Origin of the sequence: Actinoplanes sp. NPDC023801 (genome assembly GCF_040639655.1) — a bacterium.
Lineage (GTDB): Bacteria > Actinomycetota > Actinomycetes > Mycobacteriales > Micromonosporaceae > Actinoplanes.
Genome location: NZ_JBFAAI010000001.1, coordinates 70,255 through 96,784, shown reverse-complemented (window position 1 = coordinate 96,784; position 26,530 = coordinate 70,255). Strand labels below are relative to the sequence as shown.

Genomic DNA, 26,530 nt, shown 5'->3' with positions numbered 1-26,530 from the left:
AGTGATCCGACGACTTCTGGTGGCCGACCGCGGAGAGGTCGCCCGCCGGGTGTTCGCCACCTGCCGGCTGGTCGGTATCGAGACGGTAGCCGTCTACTCCGACGTCGACTCCGACGCGCCGCACGTCATCGAGGCCGACTACGCGGTTCATCTGCCGGGCAGCACCCCGTCGGCGACGTACCTCCGGACCGAGGCGCTGCTCGCGGCCGCTCAGCGGGCCGGTGCCAACGCCGTGCACCCGGGTATCGGCATGCTGGCCGAGGATCCCGGATTCGCGCAGGCGGTCGTCGACGCCGGGATGATCTGGGTCGGTCCGCCGCCCGCGACACTGCGCACGCTGGCCGCCAAGATCGAGACGAAGAAGCTGGTCGCCGAGGCTCAGGTGCCGGTCCTGCCGACCTTCACCGACCCGGATCAGGTACCCGGCTTCCCGGTGCTGATCAAGCCGGCGGCCGGATCCGGCGGGCACGGCATCCGGGTGGTACGGGACGCCGGCACCCTGGCCGAGGCGGTGGCCTCCACCCGTCGCGAGGTCGGCGGGGACGTCTTCTGCGAGCCGTACGTCAGCAACGTCCGCCACATCGAAGTGCCGATCCTGGCCGACGCGCAGGGCGCGGTGGTGCCGTTCGGCGAGCGGGAGTGCTCGGTCCAGCGCCGCTACCAGAAGATCGTCGAGGAGACCCCGTCCCCCGCGGTCGACGTGGCACTGCGCGAGGACCTGTGCCGGGCCGCGATCGTGGCGGTCCGGGCGCTCGGCTACGTCGGTGCGGGGGCGGTCGAGTTCCTGCTCGACGCGCAGGGCGACTTCTGGTTCCTCGAGCTGACCCCGACGCTGCAGGCCGATCACGCGGTCACCGAGTGCGTCTCCGGGTATGACCTGGTCCGCCTCCAGCTGCTGGTGGCCGAGGGCGGCAGCGTGCCGATGCCGGGTCCCCCGCCGATCCGCGGGCACGCCATCGAGGTGCGCATCTGTGCCGAGGACCCGGCCTACGCCTGGCTGCCGGCGGCCGGGACGCTGCACCGGTTCGCGGTCCCGGACATCGCCGGGCAGTTCCGTCCGCTGCCCCAGCCCGGCCTGCGCCTGGACGCCGGTGTCTCGGACGGCTCGGTGATCGGTATGCACCACGATCCGATGCTGGCGAAGCTGGTGGCGTGGGCGCCGAGCCGTCAGGAGGCCGCGCGGATGCTCGCGTCGGCGCTGGCCCGTACCCATCTGCATGGGGTTGTCTCGAACCGGGATCTGCTGGTCCGGGTCCTGCGGCATCACGCTTTCCGGGCCGGCGAGGTGGACACCGGTTTCCTGGACCGGCATCCCGAGGTGTTCGCCCCGCTGCTCTCCTCGGTCGACGCGGTCCGGCTCTCCTGCCTGGCCGCCGCTCTCGCCGGTGCCGCGGCAAGGCGGGCCGCCGCGCCTGTGCTGAGCTCCCTGCCGTCCGGCTGGCGCAATGTCCCGTCGGGTTCCCAGACCGCGGTGTACGACGGCCCGACCGGCCCGGTCGAGGTCGGCTACCGGATGAACCGGCAGGGCAACCTGGCCGGCTGGTGGGTCCGGGCCGTCGATCCCGAGGAGCTGGATCTGGCCGGCCTCGGTCAGGCGCCGGTCGCCGACGAGCACCCCGCGGTGGTCGTGGTGCAGGCCGGCAGTGACCGTGTGGTCCTCAACGTGCAGGGCATCCGGATGGCGGTGCACGTCCACCGGGTCGGTGACGTCTCCTATGTCGACAGCCCGGAGGGGTCGGTGGCGCTGCGGGAGATCTCCCGCTTCCCGCTGCCCGCCCCGGAGGCGACGGAGAGCTCGCTGATCGCCCCGCTTCCCGGTGCGGTGCGCCGGGTGCTTGTCGTTCCGGGGCAACGGGTCCGGGCCGGTGAGCTCCTGCTCACCCTGGAGGCGATGAAGCTCGAACATCCGGTGCACGCTCCGTCCGCCGGCGTGGTCTCCTCGCTGCCGGTCCAGCCGGGGGCCGAAGTGGACACCGGCGAGCTACTGGCCGTTCTCGACCCGGAGTAGAGAGCGGTACCCGTCGATCACGTCGCTCCGGTATCGTTCCACCGTCTTCGATGATCGACGGGGGAACATACCGAATGGCAGTACGACATCGCCGTGCCCTGATCGCGATCACCGCCACGCTGGCTCTTGCCGGCGGCGGTTTCGCGATCGCCAGGGAAGACGACACGGTGGAGAATCCGGGCCCGCCGGCCGCCGCCACCGGGGAGCCGACGGCCGCCCCTGGTACGACGGCAGATCCGGCCACGGCAGCGGCACAGGCAACGGCACCGAATCCGCGCGTGACCCGCACCGCGGCGGTCGGCGACGCCCGCACCGCGGTCCGCCGCAACGCGGCCGCCGTCAAGTCCGCGCCGGGTGAGAAGTACCAGGCCGTCGACGCGGTGGTGGACCAGAGGGGGGATCGGCACGTCCGGTTCCACCGCACCCACGACGGCCTTCCGGTCCTGGGTGGCGACTTCGTGATCCACTCGGATGCGACCGGGCGGTTCGCCGGCGCCACCGTGGCGCAGGAGCACGTGATCGACGTCCCGGACACCGCGAAGGTGAGCCGGAAACAGGCGCTCGCCGTGGCCGGCCTGGGCAAGGGTTCCGAGGCCCGCAAGATCGTCGACGCCTTCAACGGCAAGCCCGCGCTCGCCTGGGAGGTCACCGGCGCCGACAAGGTCGTGATCGTCGACGCGACGACCGGCAGGATCCGCCTGGCGTACGAGATCGTGCACACCGCGGAGAAGGGCAGCGGCCAGGGCCTGCACGTCGGCGACGTGGAGCTCGACACCACCCGCCGCGACGACGGCACCTACGCGCTGATCGACCCGAAGCGGGGCGGCAACACGGTCCGCGACGCCCTGAACGGCACGCACTCCACCACGATCGAGGCGTTCGCCGAGTTCAGCGACGCGGACAACGTCTGGGGCGACGGCACCCGTGCCGACCGCGCCAGCACCGCCGTCGACGTGCTGCACGGCATGGCGAAGACCTGGGACTACCTGCGGGACACGTTCGGTCGCAACGGCCTCCGCGACAACGGCAAGGGCGTCACCGCATACGTCCATCACCGGACGAACTACGGCAACGCGACGTGGCGCCGTGCCTGCGAGTGCATGTTGTTCGGCGACGGCGACATCGGCGAGGAGCCGTTCACGGCGCTCGACATCGTGGCGCACGAGATGGGCCACGGCCTCAACCAGGCCACCGCGGGCCTGGTCAACACCGGCGAGTCCGGCGGGCTGAACGAGGCCAACAGCGACATCATCGGCACTCTCGTCGAGTTCTACGCGAACGGCCCGGCCGACCCGCCGGACTACCTGATCGGCGAGAAGCTCAACGTCCGGGACCCGGCCCTGCGCCGGATGGACGAGCCGAGCCTGGACGGCGATTCGGTCTCCTGCTGGACGCCGGCCGCCAAGAACCTCGACGTGCACTACTCGTCGGGGATCGGCAACAAGTTCTTCTACAACCTGGCGGTCGGCAGCGGCGCCTCGCAGTGGGGCGACAGCAAGCCGTGCGGCGACGCGGCGCCGGTCACCGGTATCGGCAACGATCGGGCCGCGCAGATCTGGTACCGCGCGATGAACGTCTACCTGGTGTCGAACAGCGACTACGCCGGTGCGCGGCAGGCCACCCTGCTGGCCGCCGCCGACCTGTACGGCCCGGAAAGCGTGGAACGCGTCACGGTCGACGCCGCCTGGCGCGCGGCCGGTGTGGACGGCTCTCAGCCCGCGTTCGGGACGCCGACGCTCCTTCCGGTTCCGGACGCCACGCCCAGCCCGCGCATCGGGGACGCCGTCAGTTACCAGCTGGCCGCCAAGGATCCGCAGGGCCAGCGGCTGACGTTCAGCGCCACCAACCTTCCGGCGGGCGTGACCATCGACGCCGCATCCGGGCTGATCACCGGCGCACCGACGACCAAGGGCCGGTACGACTCCATCGTCAGAGTGACCGACCCGGACGGTAACTTCGCCGAGAGAGAGATGTGGTGGATCGTCAAGGGTCCGCCGGTCGTGCTGTCGGCGCCCGCACCGCTGATCATGCAGCTGGGCCCCGTCACGACGGTGGGGATCCACTACGTCACGTTCGTCGACTCGCCGGACGACTGGGTGGATTCCTCCAGCTCGTTCACGGTGACGGCCACCGGCTTGCCCGAAGGCTTCAAAGCGTTCATCCACAGGAACAAGTCGAGCGCCGGCACGTACGTCGTCGAGGTTTCCGGGGTCGTCGTCCAGGGCCCGGCGTCGGGCACGGCGGTGCTGACCGGGACGGACGCCGACGGCGACCGGGCGACGGCCTCATTCCCGTGGGAGATCCGAGCGGCCGGGCCGCCCAACGCGCCGGTCGAGGCAACGGCCACCGGCGGCAACGGCACGGCACTGCTGCAGTGGCTGCCGCCGACCCGGCAGCCCGGGAAGCTGCTGCCCGACGGCTACATCGTGCGGGTCTCGCCGGGCGCGGAAACGAAGGTCGGTGCGGACATCCGGTCGTTCTCGCTGACCGGGCTCGACACCCGCCGGACGTACACGGTCGGTATCCGCGCGACGAGCGCGGCCGGTGACGGTCCGGAGAAGACTGTCACGCTGGGCCCGGTCGGCCTGCCGTTCGCGGCGTCCCCGAACGCTTTCACCTATGGTCAGGCGTCCGCCCTGAGCGGCCGCGTGACGCGCACCGGCGGTTCCGCGATCGCCGGGGTCACCGTGACGGTGGAGCAGAAACCGGCCGGCAGGACGACCTGGAGCCGGGTCACGTCGGTGAAGACCGACGCGAAGGGCGTGTGGCGGGCCACGGTCAAGCCCTCGACCACGACCGCCTACCGGGTCGTGCACACGGGCTCGAACGGCCTGTGGCCGGCCACCTCCGGCACCGCCTGGACCTCGGTGCGTCACGCGGTCACGGCTAAGGCGAGCACGACCAAGCCCAAGGTCAACAAGAAGATCAAGATTTCTGGTACGGCCAAACCCGGCCGCTCCGGCGTCAAGATCACACTGCAGCGCAAGGTCGGATCACGCTGGGTGAACGTCACCACCACGACGACGAACGCCAGTGGTGCGTACACCTTCTCGCGGGCCTTCAAGCGTGGCACCTGGAACTTGCGGGTGCTCGTGGCCGGCAACGGCTACAACGCGACGGCGACCAGCGCGACCGTCAAGCTCAAGGTCAGCTGATCACGGGTGCGGGCCGGATCTCACCGGCCCGCACCCGGCGCTGATCAGCCGCCGAACCACTTCTGGAAGAAGCCCTTGTTCTTCTGGCTCTGGTGGACCGTCGGGGTCTCGTCGAGGGTCGGCGTGGACGGCGGGATCGGCCGTGGTCGTGGCGGTGGCACGTGGTTGGTCGACGCGGATCGGTAAACGGCCGGCGGTGGCTGCGGCGTGCTCGGGTCCAGGTGCAGGTTGTTGAGCAGGTCCCGCAGCTCTTCGGCGGTCGGCCGGGCCCCCGGGTCGTTGTTCATGCCGTACCGCAGCACGTCGGTGAGTGCCCGTGGCGCGTTCGGCAGCTCCGGGATCGGCTGGTGGAAGAGGTCCATCAGGGTGAGCAGGCTGGGGCTGCGGTTGGTGGCCCAGCGCGGCGGCCGGCCGCTCATCACCGCGTAGAGGGTGGCGCAGAGCGCGTAGACGTCGGCCGCACCGGACGGGGTGTCGTGCCGGAACATCTCCGGCGGCGCGTAGGCCGGCGTGAGCACCTCGAGGGTCACCGAGGAGTCACGCATCTCGCCGAGAACGGCCAGGCCGAAGTCGGCGAGGACGGCCGTGTTGAACTCCGAGTAGAGGATGTTCGCCGGTTTCACGTCGCGGTGCAGCACCCCGTTGGCGTGCGAGTGCACCAGCGCGTCGGCGATCTTGATGCCGACGTCGCGGGCCTCGACAGCGTCCAGCGGGGCGACGCGCATGCGATCGAGGTAGGACCCGTCGCACAACTCCATGATCAGGTAGGGGTGCTGGTCGACCGTGACCCCGACATCGAACAGGTCGACCACGTGCGGGTGGGACGACATGCGGCCGGCCGCGCGCGCCTCACGCAGGAAGCGGGCTTGGTCTCGGGGGTTGTCGAGGGTGCGATTCTCCATCTTGATGGCGACGTCACGCCCGACCGAATCCTGAGTGGCCCGGTACACGGTGGCATAGCCACCACGTGCCATGACCGACAATCCGGACATGCCTGGCACGTAGGGTACGGGCAGGGCGCCAGGCGGAGTCTCCGTCACGGAATAGAAAATACGCCAGTCACCCGGAAGATCATCCAGGCACGTCAGACGCGTAGGCGACAGTTTCCTCGACGACCGTCATCGCCAGGGTTTCCCGCAGCTCAGCGGCGACCGCCCGCTCACTGGCCTGTTCGGTCGCATGTGCCAGTCGCACCGCCTCCTCGGCTGCGGCACGGGCCTCCTCGCACCGGTCGGCGGCGGCCAGCACCCGGGCCCGGACCATCGCGGCGATCACTCCGCTACGGACATCCTCGGCCGGGGCACCGGCCGCCCGCTCGATCCACGTGAGAGCCGTGTCGACGCGGCCGTCGGCAAGCAGGGCGGAGGCGTACGACGCCAGCGCGTGCCGCCGCGAGAAGAGCAGCGAAGGTGTGGACGTGTCACTGGCGATCGGTGCCAGCAGCCCGATCGCGGTCGCCGCGTCCCCGCCCCGGTTCCGCGCCTCGGCCAGCAGCACCCGCGGTCCCACCTGCGCGGGCGCCAGCGGGTTGTGCGGTTCGACCGCGGTCATCACCCGCCGCGCGTCCGCCTCGGCCGCCTCCAGGTCGCCGCGCTGAAGGGCCACGAACCCGCGCAGTGTCCCGGCCATCCCGAGCAGCAGCGGGTGGCCGGTCCTGTCGGCGTACCCGAGGGCGTCGGTGAGCAGGTCGTACGCATGGTCCGGCTCGTTCAGCCCGCGCGCGATCGCGCCGCGTACCACCAGGGCGAGCCCGCAGCCCCAGTCGTCATGGACGTCCAGGAACTCCCGGTACGCCCGGCGCGCCTGCCCGTCGGCCGCGCCCAGGTCGCCGAGCTCGGCGGCCGCGTACGCCTCGACGACCCGCAGCGTGCCGACCGCCCAGCCCTCACCGACCCGGTCCCCGAACGGCAGGAACAGCCGGGCCAGCCGGCGAGCCTCCTGCAACCGGCCGGCCAGCAGCCGGGCGAACGCCGTGGTGCCCCGCAGCCAGGCGCGGCCGACCGGGTCACCCAGCTCGGCGAAGAGCCGCGCGGCCCGGCCCAGCACCGCGTCGGTGCCGGCGAAGTCACCGCGGGTGGTGGTCACCCAGGCGAGGCTCTGCAACGCCCACGCCTGCCCGTGCCGGTCCCCGGCGGCCAGTGTGACCTGGTAGGCCGCGGCGAACCGGCTGCTCGCCTGGCTGAGCCGCCCGTTCAGGAAGTCCGCCATGCCGAGCCGGCGCATCGCGTTCGCCCGCTCGGGCAGCAGCTGCGCCTCGGTCGCCACGTCGAGCGCCTCCTGCCAGGAGGTCACCGCCCGGCCGGTGTCACCGAGCGCCTCGTAGGCCCGGCCCACCACGATCATCGCCTCGGCGCGGCACACCGGTTCGTCGGAAGCGGCCACCGAGATCTTCTCGCCGAGCGCCAGCGCCTCCTCGGCACGGCCCAGGCGCAGCAGCGCGCGGGCCTGCACGAGCTGGTCCGGCAGCGGCAGGCTGCCCTTGGCCAGGGCCGCGGCGCGGTCGGCGTACTCGATGGCGGCGGCCGGTTCGATGTCGGCCAGGGCCTGCCGGGCCAGCCGGCCGAGCGCGGCGACACCGAGCGGGGCCACCTCGCGGGCCGGCGCGTCCGGACGCAGCCGCACCGCGTCGGCCAGCTCGATCGCCTGCTCGGCGTGCATGGCGATGAACGCGTCGCGTTCGCCGCCGGCCAGGTTGAGCCGGACCGCGCCGTCGTGGCCGGGCCGCGGCACACTTTCCGGCGCCGCCCATGCGGCCAGGTAGGCGTGCCGCTCGGCCAGGTCCGCCTTGCCGATCCCGGCGTACGCCGCCTCCCGCATCAGCGGGGTGGAGAACTGATAGCCACCCGAACGTGACCGGTGCAGCATGCGGCGCTGCAACAGCTCGTCGACGGCCCGTTCGAGCTCGACGGCGACGACCACGCCGGGCCGGGTGTCAGCGAGCGCCCGGCGTTCCTGCAGCGCCTCGAGCACGCCGTTGGGCACGGTCGTCCCGGCCACCGAGGCGTCCCGCAGCACCGACCGCGGTTCCGGCGAGAGCGTGTCTATACGAGCGGCGAGGACCGCGGCCAGGTCACGGGAGAGCAGCCGGCTGCCGAGCGATCCGGCCGCCAGCTGCCACCGGCCGGCCGCGTTGGCGCCGACCGCCGGGGTGAGCGCGCCCCGCTCCATCAGCAGCGTGACCATCTCGGCCAGGTAGAACGGGTTGCCCTGCGCGGTGGCGAGCAGCCGGTCGCCGTCGGCCGGTGGCAGCTTGCCGCCGTGCAGATAGGACGTCAGCAGCCGGGACGCGTCGGCACCGCGCAGCGGGGGCAGGGCGTGCACCTCGGCGTCGGCGAGCCGGGCCATCGCGCCCGCGGACCGCACCAGTTCCGGGCGGGCCAGCAGCAACGCCACCACCGGACCGTCCAGCTGGTTGAGGGTGCGCCCGATCGCGTCGACCGTGGTGTCGGTGGCGTCGTGCAGGTCGTCCACGATCACCACCAGCGGCTCCTCGGCGGCGAGCGCGTTGAGCAGGCCGGCCACCGCGATCGAGATGGCCTCGGCGTCGGTGCGCCGCGCACTGGCCGGACGGTCGGCGGGCGCGGTCGGGCCGACCGCGCGGTCCGGTGCCTCGCCGTAGCCGAGCAGGACCAGCAGGCGGTCGCTGTCGAGGGTGACGCCGAGCCGGCCGGCCAGTTTGCGGAGCCGCTCCTCCACCACCGTCCGGGCGACCGAGGTGGCCACGTCCTTGGGCAGGCCGGCCGCCTTGCGGACGATGTCGGCCAGGGGCGCGTACCGGCGTCGTTCACCGAAGGCCCGGCAGCGCACCCGCAGCACCCGGGCGCCGTGGCCGGAGTACCCGGCGGCGAGACGTTTGACCTCGCCGGCGAATCGGGACTTGCCGATCCCCGCCTCGGCGGTCATCACCAGGATCCGGGGGGTGCCGGTGTCGATCGCCTCGGCCAGCCGCCCGGAGAACCTGCCCAGCTCGGCCTCGCGGCCGACGAACGGCGCCTCGTCGCCGAGGCCGGACCGCATGCCGGGGGCGTCGTGCAGACCGAGCAGCTCGTACGTCGGGACGGGTTCCCGTTTGCCCTTGAGCTTGAGTGGCCGCAGCTGTCGCCAGGAGGCGACGTGCCGGGTGCCCGCGCTGGTCCGCTCACCGGCGTAGACCCCGCCGATCGTGGCCGCGTCGGCCAGCCGGGCCGCGGTGTTCACCGTGTCGCCGATGACGGTGTATTCGATGCCGGCCTGGACGCCGGCGACCACCTCGCCGGTGTTGAGCCCGATCCGCAGCCCGAGCGGGGCGCCGCCGCCGCGCTCGTCGTCGAGCACCCGGCGGACGGCACGCTGCATGCTGAGTGCCGCCCGGACGGCCCGCTCGGCGTCGTCCTCGTGGGCCACCGGTGCGCCGAAGACCGCCATGATCCCGTCGCCGGTCAGTTTGTCGACGTGCCCGCCGAAGGTCTTCACGGCGCCGGCGAGCGCGGCCAGCACCCGGTCGGTCACCGCACCGACGCGTTCCGGGTCGAGGTCCTCGGAGAACGAGGTGAAGTCGGAGAGGTCGCCGAAGAGCACCGTGACGATGCGCCGCTCGGCGGCCGGGACCAGGGCAGCGGCCGGGAGCCCCGCGCCGCAGTGGTGGCAGAAGCGTGCGCCGGGAACCGTGACCGTCCCGCAGACCGGGCAGGTCACGGCGCGTCCTGCCGGCGGCGCAGGTAGTCCAGCTGGGCGGCCGCGGACCATTCGGCGGCGAACCGCAGCGCCGGGTCGAGGTCCGGATAGACCACGTCGACGACGGCCGCCGGCGTGTCCGCCCCGGCCGCCATGGCCGCCGTCACCTGCGCCAGCCGCTCACGGCGGTGCTCCAGGTAGAACCGGGCCCGGTCAGCCGTGTCGGCCCGGACCGGTCCGTGGCCGGGGAGCATCAGGACCTTCGGGTACGTGCTGAGCAGTTCCAGACTGCCCAGGTAGGCCCCGAGGTCACCGTCGGGCTGGGCGACCACGGTGGTCCCGCGCCCCAGGATGGTGTCTCCGGTGAACATCGCACGGTCGTCCCCACACTCGACGAGAAACGACACCGAGTCGCTGGTGTGTCCCGGAGTGTCGACCACCCGTATTTTGAGCCCGTTCCCATCCAGGGACTCGCTCGGGTCGAACGGCTCACCACCCAGGCAGTGGACCGGTGACCCGGCACGCACCGGGGTGCCGCCGAGCAGCTCGGAGAGCCGGCCGGCGCCTTCGACGTGGTCGTGATGACCGTGTGTGATCAGAATGCACCCGATCGGCCCGTGTCCGGCGATCCGCCGCAGGTGGCCCTCGTCGAGGGGGCCGGGGTCGATCACGGTCGCGTCGGCGGCACCGGGCGCCCGCAGGATCCACGTGTTGGTGCCATCCAGAGTCATCGGCCCCGGGTTGGGCGCCCGCAGCAACGTCACCCAACCCGGTAGCCGGTCGACCTCGGCCGACTCGGGCTCAGCACCCCGCATGACCCGAATCGTACGTCGGTCCGGCGACCAGAACCGAGACACGATGTCCGACCCGGTCACCATCGGTGAGCAAATACTGCCGAATCACCGCAAGATCACGCCACCTCGGCGATGACCTCGACCTCGACCGGGGACCCCAGGGGCAGCTCGGAGACGCCGACCGCACTCCGGGCGTGCCGTCCCTGCTCACCCAGGACCGCCGCGAAGAGGTCCGATGCCCCGTTGATCACGGCGGGCTGTCCGGTGAACCCGGGCGCCGACGCGACGAAGCCGACCACCTTGACGATCTTGACGATCCGGCCCAGACCGACCAGGGCGTCGATCGCGGCGAGCGCGTTGACCGCGCACAGCCGGGCCAGACCGGCGGCGTCCTCCGGGCTCACCTCGGCACCGACCTTGCCGGTCTGCGGCAGCTTGCCGTCGACGAACGGCAGCTGGCCGGAGGTGTAGACGTAGTTGCCGGACTGCACGGCGGGTACGTACGACCCGACCGGCGGCACGACCGTGGGCAGGGTCAGGCCCAGCTCGGTCAGTTTCGCGTAGGCGTCGACCGCACCGTCGCCCGCGACGGGCGCCGGCATCGTCATGACTGCGCCCCCTTGGGCCGCTTCAGGTAGGCCACCAGCTGCTCCGGGTTCGGCCCCGGGACCACCTGGACGAGCTCCCAGCCGTCCTCGCCCCAGTTGTCGAGGATCTGCTTGGTCGCGTGGACCAGCAGGGGCACGGTCACGTACTCCCACTTCTGCATGGCTAGCGCTCTCCTCACGTCGGATATCGCGATCAGCTTAGGGCGCGGGACTGACCGCTGTTGGCTAGGCTGACCGGGAGTTGTGCACGCACGGCGCACATGCCATCACTGAATGCGATGAGCGGAGGATGACATGACGCAGCACGCACGGAATGAGCCTGGTGGACACCCCGATCCGCCACCGATGCCCGAGCCGGAGCCGCCGACACCGATCCCGCCGGACGAGCCGATCCCGGTGCCCGAGCCGCCGCACATGGCCGCTGCGGGCACCGCCCCACCGGCCGCCTCCGACGCCACCACGGAGATACCGGCGGTACCGGCCGAGGTGACATCGCCCACGCCCGTCTGGCATCAGCCGCCGCCCACCGGCCCCTGGCACGCCCGGCACGAGAAGCCCGGCGAGTGGCGGCATCCACCACCGGAACACCTTGCCTACGAGCACTCGCCGCCGGCCGAGATCCAGCCACAGCCGGAGCCGATCTGGGTGGGTCCGCAAACCGGCCGCCTGCCGCCGGGAATCGACCCGCGGCAGCGCTCGGCGGTGTTCCTGTCGATGGCACTGGTGGCCACCCTGGCACTCTGCGGTGGCGGCGCCGTCTCGGCGTATTACCTGCTCAGGGATGCCGACAACCCCGGTTCACCGGATCCGACCAGCGCGGTCAACCGGTTCCTGACCGCGGTCTACACGCAACAGGATGCCGCCGCGGCCCGCGATCTGGTCTGCAGCAAATCGCGGGACGAGGCGAAACTGGCCGCCCGGGTGGAGCAGATCAGCACGTACGCGGACGACTACCCGGGTCCGGTCTTCCGCTGGGACGAACCTGCCGTTGCCGACCGCGACGACGACCGGGCGCGGGTGGACGTACGGGTCGTGATGTCGACCGAGGACGAGCGAGCCGCCTCGCAGGATCTCCGTTTCACCGTCGTCCGGAAGACCGGCTGGCTGGTGTGCGAGGTCGCCGGCTGACAGTTCGCCGTAACGTGGATCCCATGGGCGACGAACACCGCAACTGGCCGGAGCGGCTGCACGTGGTGACCGGCAAGGGCGGCACTGGAAAGAGCACCGTGGCTGCGGCCCTTGCGCTGGGCCTCGCGGCCGGCGGCCGGCGCACCCTGCTCGTCGAGGTGGAGGGTCGTCAGGGCATCGCCCAGCTGTTCGGCCTGGAGCCGCTTCCGTACGCGGAGCGCCGGGTGGCGACCACGGCCGGCGGTGGTGAGGTCCGCGCGCTGGCCGTGGACCCCGAGGAGGCCCTCCTCGAGTATCTGGACATGTTCTACAAGCTCGGCGCGGCCGGGCGGGCGCTGCGCAAGGTCGGTGCCATCGACTTCGCCACCACGATCGCCCCCGGCCTGCGTGACGTATTGCTCACCGGAAAGGTCAAGGAGTCGACCACCCGGTCGCAGGACGGCCGCCGGGTCTACGACGCCGTGGTCCTCGACGCGCCTCCGACCGGGCGGGTGGGCCGCTTCCTGAATGTGACCGAGGAGACCGCTCGCCTGGTCAAGGTTGGTCCGATCAAGACGCAGAGCGAGGGTGTGGCGTCCCTGCTGCGCTCGCCGATGACCGCGGTGCATGTGGTGACGCTGCTGGAGGAGATGCCGGTCCAGGAGACCCTGGACGCGATCGCCGAGCTCTCCGCGCTGCACATCCCGGTCGGGCGGATCGTGGTGAACGGCGCCCGGCCTCCGTTGCTGGCCGGCGGCCGGGTCACCAAGGCCGAGATCAAGCGCGGACTCGCCGCGGCCGGGCTGGCCTCGGCCCCGGCCACGGTCAACCAGCTGGCCACCGAGGCACAGGCGCACCTGACCCGGCGGGAGCTCGAGGAATCGCTGCGCATCGAACTGGCTGAGCTGGGGCGCCCGATGGTCGAGCTGCCGCTGGTCCCGGACGGCGTCGACCGCGACGCCCTGACCGAGCTGGCCGGGCTCCTCATGCGAGCTTGATCGAGCGGAACGTCCGATCGAGACGCACTACCCTGAAACGGTGGCTGAATTGACGGCTCCACGGCTCGACGTCGACGCTCTGCTGGCCGACCCGGCCATCCGCATCGTGGTGTGCTGCGGAGCCGGCGGAGTGGGCAAGACCACCACGGCCGCCGCTCTCGGGCTGCGGGCCGCCGAGGTGCACGGCCGGCGCACGGTGGTACTCACCATCGACCCGGCACGGCGGCTGGCCCAGTCCATGGGCCTCACCGAGCTGGACAACACGCCCCGCCAGGTCAAGGGCATCGCGGAGGCCGGCGGCGGCGAGCTGCACGCCATGATGCTGGACATGAAGCGCACCTTCGACGAGGTGGTGGAGCAGCACACCAACCCGAAGCGTGCCGCCGAGATCTTCGCGAACCCGTTCTACCAGGCCATGAGCTCCACCTTCGCCGGCACCCAGGAGTACATGGCGATGGAGAAGCTGGGCCAGCTGCGCGCCGGCGACCAGTGGGACCTGATCGTGGTGGACACTCCGCCGTCGCGCTCGGCGCTCGATTTCCTGGACGCGCCGGCCCGGCTGTCCCGGTTCCTCGACGGGCGGATGCTGCGGCTGCTGCTGGCTCCGGCCCGGACCGGGGGACGCAGTGTCTTCAGCCTGGTCACCGCGTCGTTCGGCTTGTTCTCCAAGACCGTGCAGAAAGTTCTGGGCGCGCAGTTGCTGACCGACCTGTCCGGTTTTGTGGCAGCACTCGACTCGATGTTCGGCGGTTTCCGGCAGCGCGCCGATCAGACGTACCGGATCCTGCAGGACCCGCAGACCGCGTTCTTGCTCGTCGCGGCCCCGGAGCGGGACGCCATCCGGGAGGCGGCGTACTTCGCCGAGCGCCTGGTGTCGGAGCGGATGCCGCTGGCCGGGCTGGTGCTCAACCGGATGCATCACACCGAGCTGGCCGGGCTGAGCGCGACCGAGAGCGAGGCGGCGGCCGATCGGCTGGACGAGGCGGGCGACCAGCCGGTCGCCGCCGATGTGCTGCGCATCCACGCCGCACTGTTGCGCCAGGCCGACCGGGAGGCCACGGTCGCGGCCGGGTTCACCGAGGCGTTTCCGTCGGTGCCGGCCACGCGGATCGCGGCGCAGCCCGCCGACGTCCATGACGTCGACGGGCTGCGAACGATCGGAGCGCTGCTCGCCTGACGGCGGGCAGCGCCTGATCAGCGGGTGGAGACGAGCACCTTGTCGGCGCCCTTCTCCCGCAGTGCGGCCTCGAACATCTTCCGCCAGCTCGCCACATGTGGGTGCCGGCGGAGCAGGGCTCGCCGCTCCCGCTCCGTCATGCCTCCCCAGACGCCGAATTCGATCCGGTTGTCCAGGGCGTCGGCGAGGCACTCGTAGCGAACCGGGCAGCTGCGGCAGATCCTCTTCGCCACGTTCTGCTCGGCGCCCTGCACGAACAACGCGTCAGGGTCGCCACTCTGACACGCCGCCATGCTGGGCCAGTCGCTGATCATCCCCACGGTAAACGTCCCCCCTTGCTGTCACCCCCTGACGCCGGCGGTCCCTGTTCCCCCATGCCCGACCGGCGTCCGTGTCTCGCCGCACCATCATGCTCTGTAGTTGGGTGATTACGCAACGTTGTCCCTCAAATACGTATAGGCCGGTACTTCCGGGCATAGCGACCGAACGCCGGGGACCGAACGGGGGCATCTTTGGTGCAGATGTGGGAAATCGATCCGCCGTTACGGGTGACAGGTCACACTCGATTCGGGCGGGAGGGGGATTCTCGGCGGGCGGTCGCGTGCGTTGTTCGCGTACCCTGCTCGCGTGTCCTCCTGGTTTCGCAGACGCGATCACAACATCTTCACGAACGCGACCTCGCTGCTGGTCTGTGGCCTGCTCGCCGGAGTCGTGGTGGCTGCCGCCGCGTTCCCGGCCGCGGCGATGACCGGGCTGGCCGCCAAGGCGGGTGGCCAGACGTTCGCGGGGCTGCCCAGTGAGCTCAAGGAGTTCAGCTCCCCACAGATCACCCGGGTCTACGCCTCCGACGGCAAGACGCAGATCGCCGTGTTCTACGACGAGTTCCGCAGCGACGTCCCGCTGAAGGACATCTCGAAGAACATGCAGGCCGCGATCCTGGCCGCTGAGGACCGCAAGTTCTACGAACACAACGGTGTCGACATCAAGGGCATCGCGCGTGCGTTCGTGAGCAACCAGAACGGCGGATCGCAGCAGGGTGCCTCCACCCTCACCATGCAGTACGTGCGGATGTCGCTGGCCTACTCGGCCACCAACCCGCAGGAGGTGATCGACGCGACGGAGGACAGCCCGAAACGCAAGATCACCGAAATGAAGTACGCGATGCAGATCTCGAAGCAGCTCACCAAGGACCAGATCCTGGAGCGCTATCTCAACATCGCGCCGTTCGGCAGCCAGACCTACGGCATCTACGCGGCCAGCCACGTCTACTTCAACAAGAAGCCGAAGGACCTCACCGTCGGCGAGTCGGCGATGCTCGCCGGCATGGTGAAGGCGCCGAGCGACTACAACCCGACGACGCCGGGCGGTCACGAGCTGATCACCGATCGCCGTAACAACTACATCATCCCGGCCATGGTCGACATGGGCGTGGTGACCCCGGCCGACGCCGAGAAGGCCAAGAAGGAAGCGATCCCGACCAAGGTCCGGCAGGTCGGCCGCGGCTGCGCCTGGGTGGCGAAGAACAACTGGGGCTTCTTCTGCGACTTCTTCTACCGCTGGTGGCTCGAGCAGGAGGCGTTCGGCGCCACCACCTACGACCGGGAGCGCCGCCTCAAGAGCGGCGGTTACAAGGTCGTCACCACCCTCGACCTGAAGGGCCAGGCCGGCGCCCGCCGGGAGATCGCCGAACGCCAGTCCGACAGCAGCCAGAACGCGCTGCTCCTGGCCGGTATCGAACCGGGCAACGGCAAGGTCCGGCTGCTCGCCGCGAACCGTAAGTTCAAGCTCGACGACCCGGCGAAGCCCGAGAACAAGTTCTCGTCGGACCCCAAGAAGGCCAAGGCGAAGATCCGGGGTACCCACCCGAACACGACGAACCCGCTGATGAGCGGCGGTGGCGACATCACCGGTTACCAGGCGGGCTCGGTGTTCAAGATCTTCCCGATCATCGCGGCGCTGGAGAACAACTACCCGCTCAGCTACACCATCAAGGCTGAGAAGCAGTACAAGTCGGGTTACATCGTGGGTCCCGGCCCGGCCACCTGTGGCGGTCACTTCTACTGCCCGAAGAACTCGGGTGGCGGCAGCGCCGGGGTCTACACGATGTGGTCTGCCTTCGCGAAGTCGATCAACACCTACTTCATCCCGCTCCAGGAACGGGTCGGCTCGGAGAAGGTCATCGCCGTCGCCAAGCGGTTCGGTGTCCAGTTCCGCGAGCCGAACGATGCCCGGATGACCACCAAGGAGGGCGGCGCCAACCAGTTCGGCGCGTTCTCGCTGGGCGTCACGGCCTCCACCCCGCTCGACATGGCGAACGCGTACGCGACCCTCGCCGCCGACGGCAAGTACTGCGCTCCGACCCCGATCGAGCAGATCACCACGCTGGACGGCGAGAAGATCGACATCGGCAGGCCGTTCTGCAACCAGGCCACCACCAAGGACGTGGCACGGGCCGCCCTGGACACCGCCCGCTGCCCGGTCGGCGACAACGCCCAGCTCGGGGCCTGCAACGGCTCGACCGCCGGTCCGACCCGCGGCATCGTGGGCCACCCGGTCTTCGGCAAGTCCGGCACCACCGACGCGGAGAAGACCGCCTCACTGATCGTCGGCACCTCGAAGATCGTCGTCGCGGGTTACATGGCCAACCCGGACTGGCCGGACCACCGCGACCAGATGAAGCACGACATCATCAACCCCGCGGTCCAGTACACCGTCAAGGAGTACATGGAGGGCAAGCCCAAAGTCCAGTTCAAGAAGCCGGGCAGCAGCAAGATGGTGTTCGGCGAGCAGCGCTCGATCCCGAACGTGAAGTGCGACTCGGTCTCCTCGGCCACCAACCGGCTCGAGGACGCGGGCTTCCACGTCTCCACCGGGGGCGAGGTGGACTCCGAGTGCCCGAAGGGCACCGTCGCCGACACCGACCCGTCCGGCCGGACGATCAAGAACGGAGCGGTCGTCCTGCGGATCAGCAGCGGGAAGACCGGAGCCCCGGACCCCGGCGCGAGCGGCGGTCCGCCGGGCGGCAGGCCGGGCAACTAGCAACAGAACCGGAAACGGGCGGGAGAGCCGATCTCCCGCCCGTTTTCCGTTCGCGGCTCAACCGAGCTGGCGGCGCACCTCGGCGGCGACACGGCCGCCCTCAGCGCGTCCCGCCACAGCGGCCTGAGCCGCCTTCATGGCCGGACCCATCTGCCCCTTGCCGGTGAACCCGCCGGCCGCCAGCGCCTGCGCGACCACGTCGGCGATCTCCGCGTCGCTGAGCTGCTTCGGCAGGTAGTGCTCGAGAACCTCGCCCTCGGCCGTCTCCTTGGCCGCCTGGTCCGTCCGGCCGGCGTCGGCGAAGGCGGTGGCCGCCTCCCGGCGCTTCTTCGTCTCCTTGGTCAGCACCGCCAGCACCTCGTCGTCGGAGAGCTCGCGGGCCTGTTTGCCGGCGACCTCGGCGGTGCGCACCGCGGCCAGGGCCATCCGCAACGTCGAGGTGGTCAGCTCGTCGCGGGCCTTCATGGCGGTGTGCAGGTCATCGTTCAGGCGGTCTTTCAGCGTTCCCATGGACGGAGAAACTACCCTTGCGGGCATGCGTAAGCGCTCCCTTATTTCGGCCGCCGCCACTCTCTCCGCGCTCGGCGCCGCGACGCTCGCCTATGCCGCCCTGATCGAGCGCAACATGTTCACTCTCCGGCGCTTCGACGTCCCGGTGCTGGAGCCGGACGCGGAACCGCTGCGCATCCTGCACCTGAGTGACATGCACATGATGCCTGACCAGCGGCGCAAGCAGGAGTGGGTGGCCGCGCTCGGCGGTGCCGACCCGGATCTGGTCGTCGTCACCGGCGACAACATGGCCGACCCGGGGTCGGTGCCCGGCGTACTGCGCGCCCTCGACCCGCTGCTGTCGGTGCCCGGCGCGTTCGTCTTCGGCTCCAACGACTACCGCGGCCCGGTCTGGAAGAACCCCCTGCAATACCTGATGCCCGACCGGGAGTACGTGCAGGGCGCCGACCTGCCCGCCGACGAGCTGCGCGCGGCACTGACCGACGCGGGGTGGGCGGACCTGAACAACGCACGCACCGTTCTCAAGGCCGGCGGCCGCTCGATCGAGCTGGCCGGCGTGGACGACCCGCACGTCGAGCGGGACGACTACCCCGCGGTGGCCGGTCCGATCAGCTCCGGCGCCGACCTGCACCTCGGCGTCACCCACACGCCCGCTTCCCGGGTTCTCGACGCGATGGCCGCCGACGGTTTCGCGCTGATGCTCGCCGGCCACACCCACGGCGGTCAGGTGTGCGTGCCCGGCCTGGGCGCGCTCACCACGAACTGCGACCTGCCCACCTCGATGGCGAAGGGCCTGCACCGCTGGCCGGGCTCGGACGCCTGGCTGCATGTCTCCGCCGGGCTCGGCACGCACCCGACCGCGCCGATCCGCTTCGCCTGTCGTCCGGAGGCCTCGCTGCTTACTCTGATCCCTCGCTGACCTGCGGATTCGCCTCTGAGGGATACCGGTTGCGGAGGCTGCGGGGGCCTCCGCTAGTATTTATCTCGCACCACCGGGGTGTGGCGCAGTTTGGTAGCGCGCTACGTTCGGGACGTAGAGGCCGTGGGTTCAAATCCCGCCACCCCGACCAGATGTGCAAGCAGGGCCGGTATCCGGAAACGGAGATCCGGCCCTGCTTCGTTTGACGACCTTTCGTTCAGGCGACCGCGTTCAGACGACCTCTGTGTTCTCCGGCGGCTCGATCCCCAGACGGTGCAGCGCGGTCGAGATCACCATGCGGGTGAAGGAACATCCGGCGGTGCCGTCCGGCTTACGGACGCGCGGCATGTGGACGAGAACCTCATCCGGACCGAACGGGTCCCAGTCGATGCCCCAGCTCCGCAGTCAAGCGTCCCAGGCCCGGTGCAGCTTGCCGGAGCCGACATTGCCGTCAGCGGTCTGCACGATCACCCAACCGGCGTTCATGCCAAGAACGCTACCGCGATGAGACCATGGGCGCAGTCCCGGCTCGGACCGACACTTAACGGACGATCATGCCGGGGGGAGGCATAGATCACATCGCGACCGGTAAGATCTACATTCTCGGGCATGTCGCTGCAAACGCATCGAAGCCACATCAAGGCCGCTGCGCAAGGGCCTGTCCTGGCACCTCATCTGCAGGAGATCATCGAGTCACTCGCGGCCGGGCAGACGGCCCGCGAGATGGCTGCTCGCCTTTACATCTCGCCCAACACCGTCAAGTCCCGCCTGAAGACGCTGTACCAGCAACTCGGAGCCCGTGACCAGGCGCATGCCGTGGCCATCGGCTTCCGGATCGGAGTACTGCGAGCCGCCGGCGAGGCCGGTCCGAGCCCGGATCGCCAGGCCGTCATGATCGGAACCCTTGATCCGGACGGCCTCCGGGAGACGATCGCCGACCTCACCGCGCTGCTGCGGATCGTGGAACGGGTTCGTGAGCTGGATGGCGGCGGGCACCTACCCGACCTGCTTCGGCAGGTGGGAGAACTGGCCAGCCGCCGGCACGAGGACCCGTACGGGGCTCTCGCCCGGATTGCCGAGATCGCTGCCGAAGCGGGATTCGGCCTCTACCAGCCGGGCACCGAGCCCGGCTCCTGACAACAGGGCGGCAGGTGACCGCCCGATGAAACGGTTACGGCCGTACCGTCGGCGCGGTCACTCGGCGCGCAACGGGGCTTCAAATGGCCAGCTGGGGTCCGACCGTACGTGGGGCCATCTGCTGAGGCACCGCATACGGGCCGATCATCGACTCGACGACCGGGGCGATCGACGGCCGCTCGGAGAGCTGCATGAGCCGTGTCGCGCGAGCCAGGGAGCCGGTCTCGCCGTCGCGGAAGCCCTCCCGGTAACCACGTTCGTAGCGTTCGCCACGTCCCAGGGCCCGGCCGAGGGCGAAGCACGACGATCCGGCGAGGGCGAGCAGGAAGAGCATCGCGAAGGGTGTCACAGAACTATCCTTCCGGGGCGCAAGCCACTAAGTAGGCGAAAATTACCCTAAAAAGGCATACGTTGCGGTAACGATGAGATCAAGTACGCCAACGGGTGACCCACAGGGGCGCCGTCCGTGCCTCGTGGGCAACCTGACAAGCTGGGACCTTGTGACTGACTCCATCGACCTCGCCCGCCGGGTCCGCAGCGTGAGCCGCCTCACCGGTGAGTTCACGCTCCGCTCGGGCCGGACCGCCACCGAATACTTCGACAAATACCAGTTCGAGGCCGACCCGGTCCTGCTCGACCAGCTCGCCGAGCGTCTGGCCGTACTCATTCCGGAAGGCACCGAGGTGCTCGCCGGCCTGGAGATGGGCGGCATCGCCGTCGTCACCGCCCTGGCCCGGCACGCGAACCTGCCCACCGCGTTCGTCCGCAAGCAGGCGAAGAAGTACGGCACCGCCCGCCTCGCCGAGGGCGCCGAAGTCGCCGGTCGCCGCGTCCTGATCGTCGAGGACGTCGTCACCTCCGGTGGACAGGTCGTCCTGTCCACCAGCGACCTGCGCAAGCTGGGCGCCCACGTGGACCACGCGCTCTGCGTCATCGACCGTCAGGAGGGCGGTTCCCAGGCGCTCGCCGCCGAGGGCATCACGCTGCGAGCGCTGCTCACCCGGGCCGACCTCGACGCCGCCGCCTGACCCGGCAGTTGCACACCGCTGCCTCAGAACGCCCGAGCCAGCGGTGACGCCCAGCCACACAACCGTGTGGTGACCCGCGCCCACCAGCGAGCCGCGGGTCACCACGCGGGAGGGGCGGCGGGGGTCAGGCGGTGCGTTTGGCGATCTCGGCGGCCAGCAGCTCGGCGATCTGGACGGTGTTCAGCGCCGCACCCTTACGACGGTTGTCGCCGGTGATGAAGAGCGACAGAGCGCGCGGGTCGTCCATCGCCCGGCGGATGCGGCCGACCCACGACGGGTCGGTGCCGACCGCGTCGATCGGCATCGGGAACTCCCCGGCCTCCGGGTCGTCGACCAGGATCACGCCGGGGGCGTTGCGCAGCACCTGACGTGCGCCGTCGGCGGTCACCTCCGACGCGAAGACCGCGTGCACGGCCACCGAGTGGCCGGTGACGACCGGTACCCGTACGCAGGTGGCCGAGACTTTGAGGGCCGGAACGCCCAGGATCTTGCGGGACTCGTTGCGGAGCTTGAGCTCCTCGGAGGACCATCCGTCGTCCTCCCGGTCGCCGGACCAGGGCACCACGTTGAGGGCCAGCGGGGCCGGGAAGGGGCCGAGGTCGTCACCGACGGCCTGGCGCACGTTGCCCGGCCGGGAGCCCAGCAACCGGTCGCCGGCCACCTTGGTGAGCTGGTCGTGCAGCGTGTCGACGCCGTACTGACCGGCGCCGGAGGCGGACTGGTACGAGGCCAGGACGAGTTCGCGAAGGCCGTACTCGTGGTGCAGCGGCGCCATCGCAATGATCATGGCGGCCACCGTGCAGTTGGCGCTGGACACGATGCCCACCGGCCGGTACGCGGCGTCCTCGCGATTGACCTCCGGCACCACGAGGGGCACGTCCGGTCGCATGCGGAACGCCGACGAGTTGTCCACGACGACCGCGCCGCGGGAGACCGCGATCGGCGCCCAGTGCTCGGAGACCGCGTCGGGCACGTCGAACATCGCCACGTCGACGCCGTCGAAGGCGTCGGCGGTGAGTTCCCGCACCTCCAGACGTTCGCCGCGGCAGGTGAGGGACTTACCCGCGGACCGCGCCGACGCGAGCAGCCGGATCTCGCCCCAGACGTTGCGCCGGGACGAGAGCAGGTCGAGCATCACGGTCCCGACGGAGCCGGTGGCTCCGACGACGGCGAGCGTGGGCTGCGCCATCGCGCGGGTTACCGGCCGGTACCGCCGTAGACGACGGCTTCCTCGTTGCCACCGAGCTCGAACTGAGCGTGCACGGCGCGGACCGCGGTGTCGAGGTCGGTGTCGCGGCAGACGACCGAGACCCGGATCTCCGAGGTGGAGATCATCTCGATGTTGACGCCGGCGGCGCCGATGGTGGCGAAGAACTCGGCGGCCACACCGGGGTGCGAGCGCATGCCGGCGCCGACCAGCGAGACCTTGCCGATGTGGTCGTCGAAGAGCAGGCCCTTGAACTTGACCTGGTCCTTGATCTTGTCGAGCGCGTTCATCGCGGTCTGGCCGTCGGCCTTCGGCAGGGTGAACGAGATGTCGGTGCGGCCGGTGCCCTCGGTGGACACGTTCTGCACGATCATGTCGATGTTGATCTCGGCCTTGGCGACCGTCTCGAAGATGCGGCCGGCCGCGCCGGGCTCGTCGGGCACGCCGACGATCGTGATCTTGGCATCGCTGCGCTCGTGCGCGACCCCGGTGATCAGTGCGTTCTCCACGTCAGGGTCCTCCATCGAGCCTGTGACGAGCGTGCCTTCTTTGTTCGAGTACGAAGAGCGTACGTGGATCGGCACGTTGAAACGCCGCGCGTACTCCACGCATCGCAACATCAGCACCTTCGCCCCGCCGGCCGCGAGGTCGAGCATCTCCTCGTACGTGATCTTCTTGATGTGCTTGGCGTCCGGCACGATCCGCGGGTCGGCGGTGAAGACGCCGTCCACGTCGGTGTAGATCTCGCAGACGTCGGCGTGCAGGGCCGCGGCCAGGGCGACCGCCGTGGTGTCCGAGCCGCCGCGGCCGAGGGTGGTGATGTCCTTGGTGTCCTGCGACACGCCCTGGAACCCGGCGACGATGGCGATGGCACCCTCGTCCAGCGCGGTCCGCAGGCGTCCGGGGGTCACGTCGATGATCCGCGCCTTGCCGTGCACCGAGGTGGTCAGCACGCCGGCTTGGGAGCCGGTGTACGACCGGGCCTCGTACCCCAGGTTGTGGATCGCCATGGCCAGCAGGGCCATCGAGATCCGCTCGCCGGCGGTGAGCAGCATGTCGAGTTCGCGGCCGGGTGGCAGCGGGCTGACCTGGTTGGCGAGGTCGAGCAGCTCATCGGTGGTGTCGCCCATCGCGGAGACCACGACGACCACGTCGTCGCCGGCTTTGCGCGCGGCCACGATGCGCTCGGCCACCCGCTTGATGCGCTCAGCGTTCGCTACCGACGAACCACCGTACTTCTGCACCACTAGAGCCACGGCGAAACCATTCCTTCGGCGATACGGAACAACGACGCCGGTCAGGGCAGTCGCCACCACACTAGCCGCGCATGCGCACAGCCTCGACAGGCGATCCCAGATTCCGGCCAAGGTCACGCGCGACACGCCGGTGACGCACGGGACGTCCCCGTGGTCGGTATGAGGCGAGAATGGCGCGATGCGCCTTCCCTCCGCGTTGATCACCGTGCTGCTGGCAGCCGGACTGGCCGGCTGCGGCGGTGACGGCGGCACACCGGAACCGACCCCCGTACCGACGTCCGCCTCCGCCCCCGCCCCGGAGTCCCGCAGCGAGTTCGCGGGACTGGCCGCGCTCGCCCTGGACCGCCGGTACGCCGCCCTGTACAGCCTCGAGTCGGGTGGGGCGACCCGCGAGGTGGTGGCCGCGGTCGCCGAGGACGGCGCCTGGCGGGTGGACATCCCGGCCGGTGCGCTGGGCGGCACCGCCGGGGTCACGATCATCCGGGTCGCGACCGGTCTTTATCAGTGCACGCTGTCGACGCCGAGCGCACCGATCAGCCCCACCTGCGTGCGGGTCGCGGAACGCGGTGACAAGGTGCCGCGCAAGTACGACCCGCGCGTGCAGCGCCTGTTCCGGCAGTGGCTGCCCGTCTTCACCGATCGCAAGGCACCACTGGCGGTCTCCGCGGTGAAGCCGCTCGCCGGCGTGCAGGGGTCCTGTTACGCGGTCGACTCGGTCACCGCCGCCCTGGACCAGCCGGTGGACGTCGGCATCTACTGCTATGCCCCGGACGGCCTGCTGACCGCGGCACGGGTCGACTTCGGCCAGCTCAAGCTGGTCCGTCAGGTGGCGGGGCCGAAGACGCTGCAGCTGCCCGGCCCGGAGGTGGCCGGCGAACCGATGGGCATGTCGGCCCCGCCACCCGCCGCCGGACCGACCGTCTCCGCCCCGGCCGGACCGTCTCCATCGGCCTGATCCAGCGGTTCCCACCATCCGGGCGAACGGTTAGCCGAACCGATTTCGATGACGTAACGTGGCTGGCGACATGTGGCAGGTGACCCTTCTCCTTCGCTGCCGCGACGAGGCCCCTTTCCAGGGCGGCACCTCGTCGCGGAGGTGACGCACGCCGCCTGCTCGTCTTCTTCCTGACTGGAGCAGTCCCACATGTCCGTTTACGGCCCTCAGCAGCCCAGCCCCATGCCGTTCCAGCGTTACGAGGCGTACCAGAAGCAGTTCTCGATCGCCCTGCCCGACCGGCAGTGGCCCGCCCGGGTGACCGAAAAGGCTCCCCGCTGGTGCGCGGTCGACCTGCGTGACGGCAATCAGGCCCTGATCGATCCGATGTCACCCGAGCGCAAGCGGCGGATGTTCATGCTGCTGGTGAAGATGGGTTACAAGGAGATCGAGGTCGGCTTCCCGGCGGCGAGCCAGACCGACTTCGATTTCGTACGCCAGCTGATCGAGCAGGACCTGATCCCGGACGACGTCACGATCCAGGTGCTGGTGCAGTGCCGGGAGCACCTGATCGACCGCACCTTCGAGTCGATCCGTGGCGCCAAGCGCGCGATCGTGCACTTCTACAACTCGACCTCGACGCTGCAGCGGCGCGTGGTGTTCGGGCTGGACAAGGACGGCATCACCGACATCGCGACGACCGGCGCGCGGCTCTGCCAGAAGTACGCGGAGATCCACACCCCGGACACCGAGATCTTCTACGAGTACTCGCCCGAGTCGTACACCGGCACCGAGCTGGAGTACGCCCTGGAGATCTGCTCCGCGGTGCTCGACGTGATCGACCCGACCCCGGCCCGCCCGCTGATCATCAACCTGCCGGCGACCGTCGAGATGGCGACACCGAACGTCTACGCCGACTCGATCGAGTGGATGCACCGGCACCTGCCGCGCCGGGACAGCGTCATCCTGAGCCTGCACCCGCACAACGACCGGGGCACCGGGGTGGCCGCCGCCGAGCTGGGCCTGCTGGCCGGCGCCGACCGGATCGAGGGCTGCCTGTTCGGCAACGGCGAGCGGACCGGCAACGTCGACCTGGTCACGCTGGGACTGAACCTGTTCTCCCAGGGCATCGACCCGCAGATCGACTTCTCGAACATCGACGAGATCAAGCGCACCGTCGAGTACTGCAACCAGCTGCCGGTGCACGAGCGTCACCCGTACGCGGGAGATCTGGTCTACACCGCGTTCTCCGGCTCCCACCAGGACGCGATCAAGAAGGGCTTCACCGCTCTGGAGGCCGACGCCGCCGAGGCCGGCACCCCGATCGACGACTTCACCTGGGGCGTCCCGTACCTGCCGATCGACCCCAAGGACGTGGGCCGCACCTACGAGGCCGTCATCCGGGTCAACTCGCAGTCCGGCAAGGGCGGCGTGGCGTACATCATGAAGGAAGAGCACAAGCTGGAGCTGCCGCGACGGCTGCAGATCGAGTTCTCCGGCGTGGTGCAGCAGCACACCGACTCCGACGGCGGCGAGGTCTCCCCGCAGCGGATGTGGGACTACTTCGCCTCCGAGTACCTGATCGAGCATCAGGCCGCGACGGCCTTCCAGCTGGAGGGTTACAGCACCGCCACCGTCGACGGCAAGGTCGAGATCGACGTCCAGGTGTTCCACCGGGGTGTGCGGCGGCCGCTGGTCGGCGTCGGCAACGGCCCGATCGACGCGTTCGTGCAGGCCATCGAGCCGCTGGGCATCAGGGCACGGGTGCTGGACTACAACGAGCACGCCCTGACCTCCGGTGGTGACGCGCAGGCGGCGGCCTATGTGGAGGTCGAGGTGGGCGACGTGGCGGTCTGGGGCGTCGGCATCGACGCCAACATCGTCAGCGCGTCCATCAAAGCGGTGACGAGCGCTATCAACCGCGCCCGCTGATTGGCGCACTTCAAGATCCGGTACGAGACTGAGCTACGTGGCCCCACGTAGCTCAGCCCTCGCCGCCC

21 protein-coding genes and 1 tRNA gene are annotated in these 26,530 nt (G+C 70.3%); 12 read left to right on the top strand and 10 right to left on the bottom strand.

Annotated elements, in window-relative coordinates; all coding sequences use genetic code 11:
* Nucleotide 1: 1 nt before the first annotated feature.
* Both AB0G04_RS00450 and AB0G04_RS00445 read left to right on the top strand, forming a co-directional pair.
* The gene (locus AB0G04_RS00450) at nucleotides 2-2,008 is read left to right on the top strand and encodes a biotin carboxylase N-terminal domain-containing protein (RefSeq protein WP_360973960.1); all 2,007 of its coding nucleotides are present in this window, start codon (nucleotides 2-4) and stop codon (nucleotides 2,006-2,008) included.
* A gap of 74 nt (nucleotides 2,009-2,082) precedes the next feature.
* On the top strand, nucleotides 2,083-5,163 hold the full coding sequence (locus tag AB0G04_RS00445; RefSeq protein ID WP_360973957.1) for a M4 family metallopeptidase: 3,081 nt from the start codon (nucleotides 2,083-2,085) through the stop codon (nucleotides 5,161-5,163).
* Between the two features lie 44 nt (nucleotides 5,164-5,207).
* Here AB0G04_RS00445 and AB0G04_RS00440 read toward each other — a convergent pair whose 3' ends face one another.
* The 5 genes from AB0G04_RS00440 to AB0G04_RS00420 all read right to left on the bottom strand — a co-directional run bounded on the left by AB0G04_RS00440 (nucleotide 5,208) and on the right by AB0G04_RS00420 (nucleotide 11,379).
* Nucleotides 5,208-6,203, bottom strand: coding sequence for a serine/threonine-protein kinase (locus AB0G04_RS00440; RefSeq protein WP_360973954.1), 996 nt, complete (start codon nucleotides 6,201-6,203; stop codon nucleotides 5,208-5,210).
* 31 nt (nucleotides 6,204-6,234) lie between these two features.
* A complete protein-coding gene (locus AB0G04_RS00435; RefSeq protein ID WP_360973951.1) occupies nucleotides 6,235-9,837 on the bottom strand; it encodes an adenylate/guanylate cyclase domain-containing protein in 3,603 nt (1,200 codons plus the stop codon).
* On the bottom strand, nucleotides 9,834-10,631 hold the full coding sequence (locus AB0G04_RS00430) for an MBL fold metallo-hydrolase (protein WP_360973948.1): 798 nt from the start codon (nucleotides 10,629-10,631) through the stop codon (nucleotides 9,834-9,836). The genes AB0G04_RS00435 and AB0G04_RS00430 overlap by 4 nt, the downstream gene beginning before the upstream one ends.
* 95 nt (nucleotides 10,632-10,726) lie before the next feature.
* Nucleotides 10,727-11,218, bottom strand: a complete 492-nt coding sequence (locus tag AB0G04_RS00425) for a RidA family protein (protein WP_360973945.1) — start codon at nucleotides 11,216-11,218, stop codon at nucleotides 10,727-10,729.
* A complete protein-coding gene (locus tag AB0G04_RS00420; RefSeq protein WP_360973942.1) occupies nucleotides 11,215-11,379 on the bottom strand; it encodes a DUF4177 domain-containing protein in 165 nt (54 codons plus the stop codon). Before AB0G04_RS00420 ends, AB0G04_RS00425 begins: the two co-directional genes overlap by 4 nt.
* 184 nt (nucleotides 11,380-11,563) lie before the next feature.
* On the opposite strand from AB0G04_RS00420, the gene AB0G04_RS00415 reads away from it, so the two are divergent.
* Genes AB0G04_RS00415 through AB0G04_RS00405 form a run of 3 tightly spaced genes read left to right on the top strand, consistent with a single transcriptional unit; the run spans nucleotide 11,564 to nucleotide 14,500 of the window.
* Nucleotides 11,564-12,346 (top strand): hypothetical protein, encoded by a 783-nt coding sequence (locus AB0G04_RS00415; protein ID WP_360973939.1) that lies wholly within the window; start codon nucleotides 11,564-11,566, stop codon nucleotides 12,344-12,346.
* A 23-nt stretch (nucleotides 12,347-12,369) separates the two neighbouring features.
* Complete coding sequence (locus AB0G04_RS00410; RefSeq protein WP_360973936.1) at nucleotides 12,370-13,323, top strand: ArsA-related P-loop ATPase; 954 nt, start codon at nucleotides 12,370-12,372, stop codon at nucleotides 13,321-13,323.
* 49 nt (nucleotides 13,324-13,372) lie between these two features.
* On the top strand, nucleotides 13,373-14,500 hold the full coding sequence (locus tag AB0G04_RS00405; RefSeq protein WP_360976162.1) for an ArsA family ATPase: 1,128 nt from the start codon (nucleotides 13,373-13,375) through the stop codon (nucleotides 14,498-14,500).
* Between the two features lie 17 nt (nucleotides 14,501-14,517).
* Here AB0G04_RS00405 and AB0G04_RS00400 read toward each other — a convergent pair whose 3' ends face one another.
* Entirely contained in the window at nucleotides 14,518-14,820 is a 303-nt protein-coding gene (locus AB0G04_RS00400; RefSeq protein WP_041832981.1) for a WhiB family transcriptional regulator, read from the bottom strand.
* Nucleotides 14,821-15,127: 307 nt separating this feature from the next.
* On the opposite strand from AB0G04_RS00400, the gene AB0G04_RS00395 reads away from it, so the two are divergent.
* Nucleotides 15,128-17,539 (top strand): transglycosylase domain-containing protein, encoded by a 2,412-nt coding sequence (locus tag AB0G04_RS00395; protein ID WP_360973933.1) that lies wholly within the window; start codon nucleotides 15,128-15,130, stop codon nucleotides 17,537-17,539.
* Between the two features lie 57 nt (nucleotides 17,540-17,596).
* On the opposite strand, the gene AB0G04_RS00390 is transcribed toward AB0G04_RS00395, so the two are convergent.
* A complete protein-coding gene (locus AB0G04_RS00390; RefSeq protein ID WP_360973930.1) occupies nucleotides 17,597-18,049 on the bottom strand; it encodes a GatB/YqeY domain-containing protein in 453 nt (150 codons plus the stop codon).
* Nucleotides 18,050-18,074: 25 nt separating this feature from the next.
* Here AB0G04_RS00390 and AB0G04_RS00385 point away from each other — a divergent pair, with 25 nt between their 5' ends.
* The 3 genes from AB0G04_RS00385 to AB0G04_RS00375 all read left to right on the top strand — a co-directional run bounded on the left by AB0G04_RS00385 (nucleotide 18,075) and on the right by AB0G04_RS00375 (nucleotide 20,105).
* Nucleotides 18,075-18,968 carry a metallophosphoesterase gene (locus AB0G04_RS00385; protein ID WP_360973927.1) on the top strand — a complete coding sequence of 298 codons (894 nt, stop codon included), beginning with the start codon at nucleotides 18,075-18,077 and terminating at the stop codon, nucleotides 18,966-18,968.
* Between the two features lie 74 nt (nucleotides 18,969-19,042).
* Nucleotides 19,043-19,119: transfer RNA gene (locus AB0G04_RS00380), tRNA-Pro, on the top strand.
* 458 nt (nucleotides 19,120-19,577) lie between these two features.
* Complete coding sequence (locus AB0G04_RS00375; protein WP_360973924.1) at nucleotides 19,578-20,105, top strand: helix-turn-helix transcriptional regulator; 528 nt, start codon at nucleotides 19,578-19,580, stop codon at nucleotides 20,103-20,105.
* Between the two features lie 79 nt (nucleotides 20,106-20,184).
* Here the strand turns inward: AB0G04_RS00375 and AB0G04_RS00370 are convergent, their stop codons facing one another.
* The gene (locus tag AB0G04_RS00370) at nucleotides 20,185-20,454 is read right to left on the bottom strand and encodes a hypothetical protein (protein WP_360973921.1); all 270 of its coding nucleotides are present in this window, start codon (nucleotides 20,452-20,454) and stop codon (nucleotides 20,185-20,187) included.
* Nucleotides 20,455-20,605: 151 nt separating this feature from the next.
* Here AB0G04_RS00370 and pyrE point away from each other — a divergent pair, with 151 nt between their 5' ends.
* Nucleotides 20,606-21,133, top strand: a complete 528-nt coding sequence (pyrE, locus tag AB0G04_RS00365; RefSeq protein ID WP_360973918.1) for an orotate phosphoribosyltransferase — start codon at nucleotides 20,606-20,608, stop codon at nucleotides 21,131-21,133.
* Between the two features lie 124 nt (nucleotides 21,134-21,257).
* On the opposite strand, the gene AB0G04_RS00360 is transcribed toward pyrE, so the two are convergent.
* Both AB0G04_RS00360 and AB0G04_RS00355 read right to left on the bottom strand, forming a co-directional pair.
* The gene (locus AB0G04_RS00360; protein WP_360973915.1) at nucleotides 21,258-22,322 is read right to left on the bottom strand and encodes an aspartate-semialdehyde dehydrogenase; all 1,065 of its coding nucleotides are present in this window, start codon (nucleotides 22,320-22,322) and stop codon (nucleotides 21,258-21,260) included.
* Between the two features lie 8 nt (nucleotides 22,323-22,330).
* Nucleotides 22,331-23,596, bottom strand: a complete 1,266-nt coding sequence (locus AB0G04_RS00355) for an aspartate kinase (protein WP_360973912.1) — start codon at nucleotides 23,594-23,596, stop codon at nucleotides 22,331-22,333.
* Nucleotides 23,597-23,774: 178 nt separating this feature from the next.
* On the opposite strand from AB0G04_RS00355, the gene AB0G04_RS00350 reads away from it, so the two are divergent.
* Both AB0G04_RS00350 and leuA read left to right on the top strand, forming a co-directional pair.
* On the top strand, nucleotides 23,775-24,551 hold the full coding sequence (locus AB0G04_RS00350) for a hypothetical protein (RefSeq protein ID WP_360973909.1): 777 nt from the start codon (nucleotides 23,775-23,777) through the stop codon (nucleotides 24,549-24,551).
* A gap of 189 nt (nucleotides 24,552-24,740) precedes the next feature.
* Nucleotides 24,741-26,462: a 2-isopropylmalate synthase gene (gene leuA, locus AB0G04_RS00345; protein ID WP_360973906.1), complete on the top strand. Its 1,722-nt coding sequence runs from the start codon at nucleotides 24,741-24,743 to the stop codon at nucleotides 26,460-26,462.
* The last annotated feature ends 68 nt before the right edge of the window (nucleotides 26,463-26,530 follow it).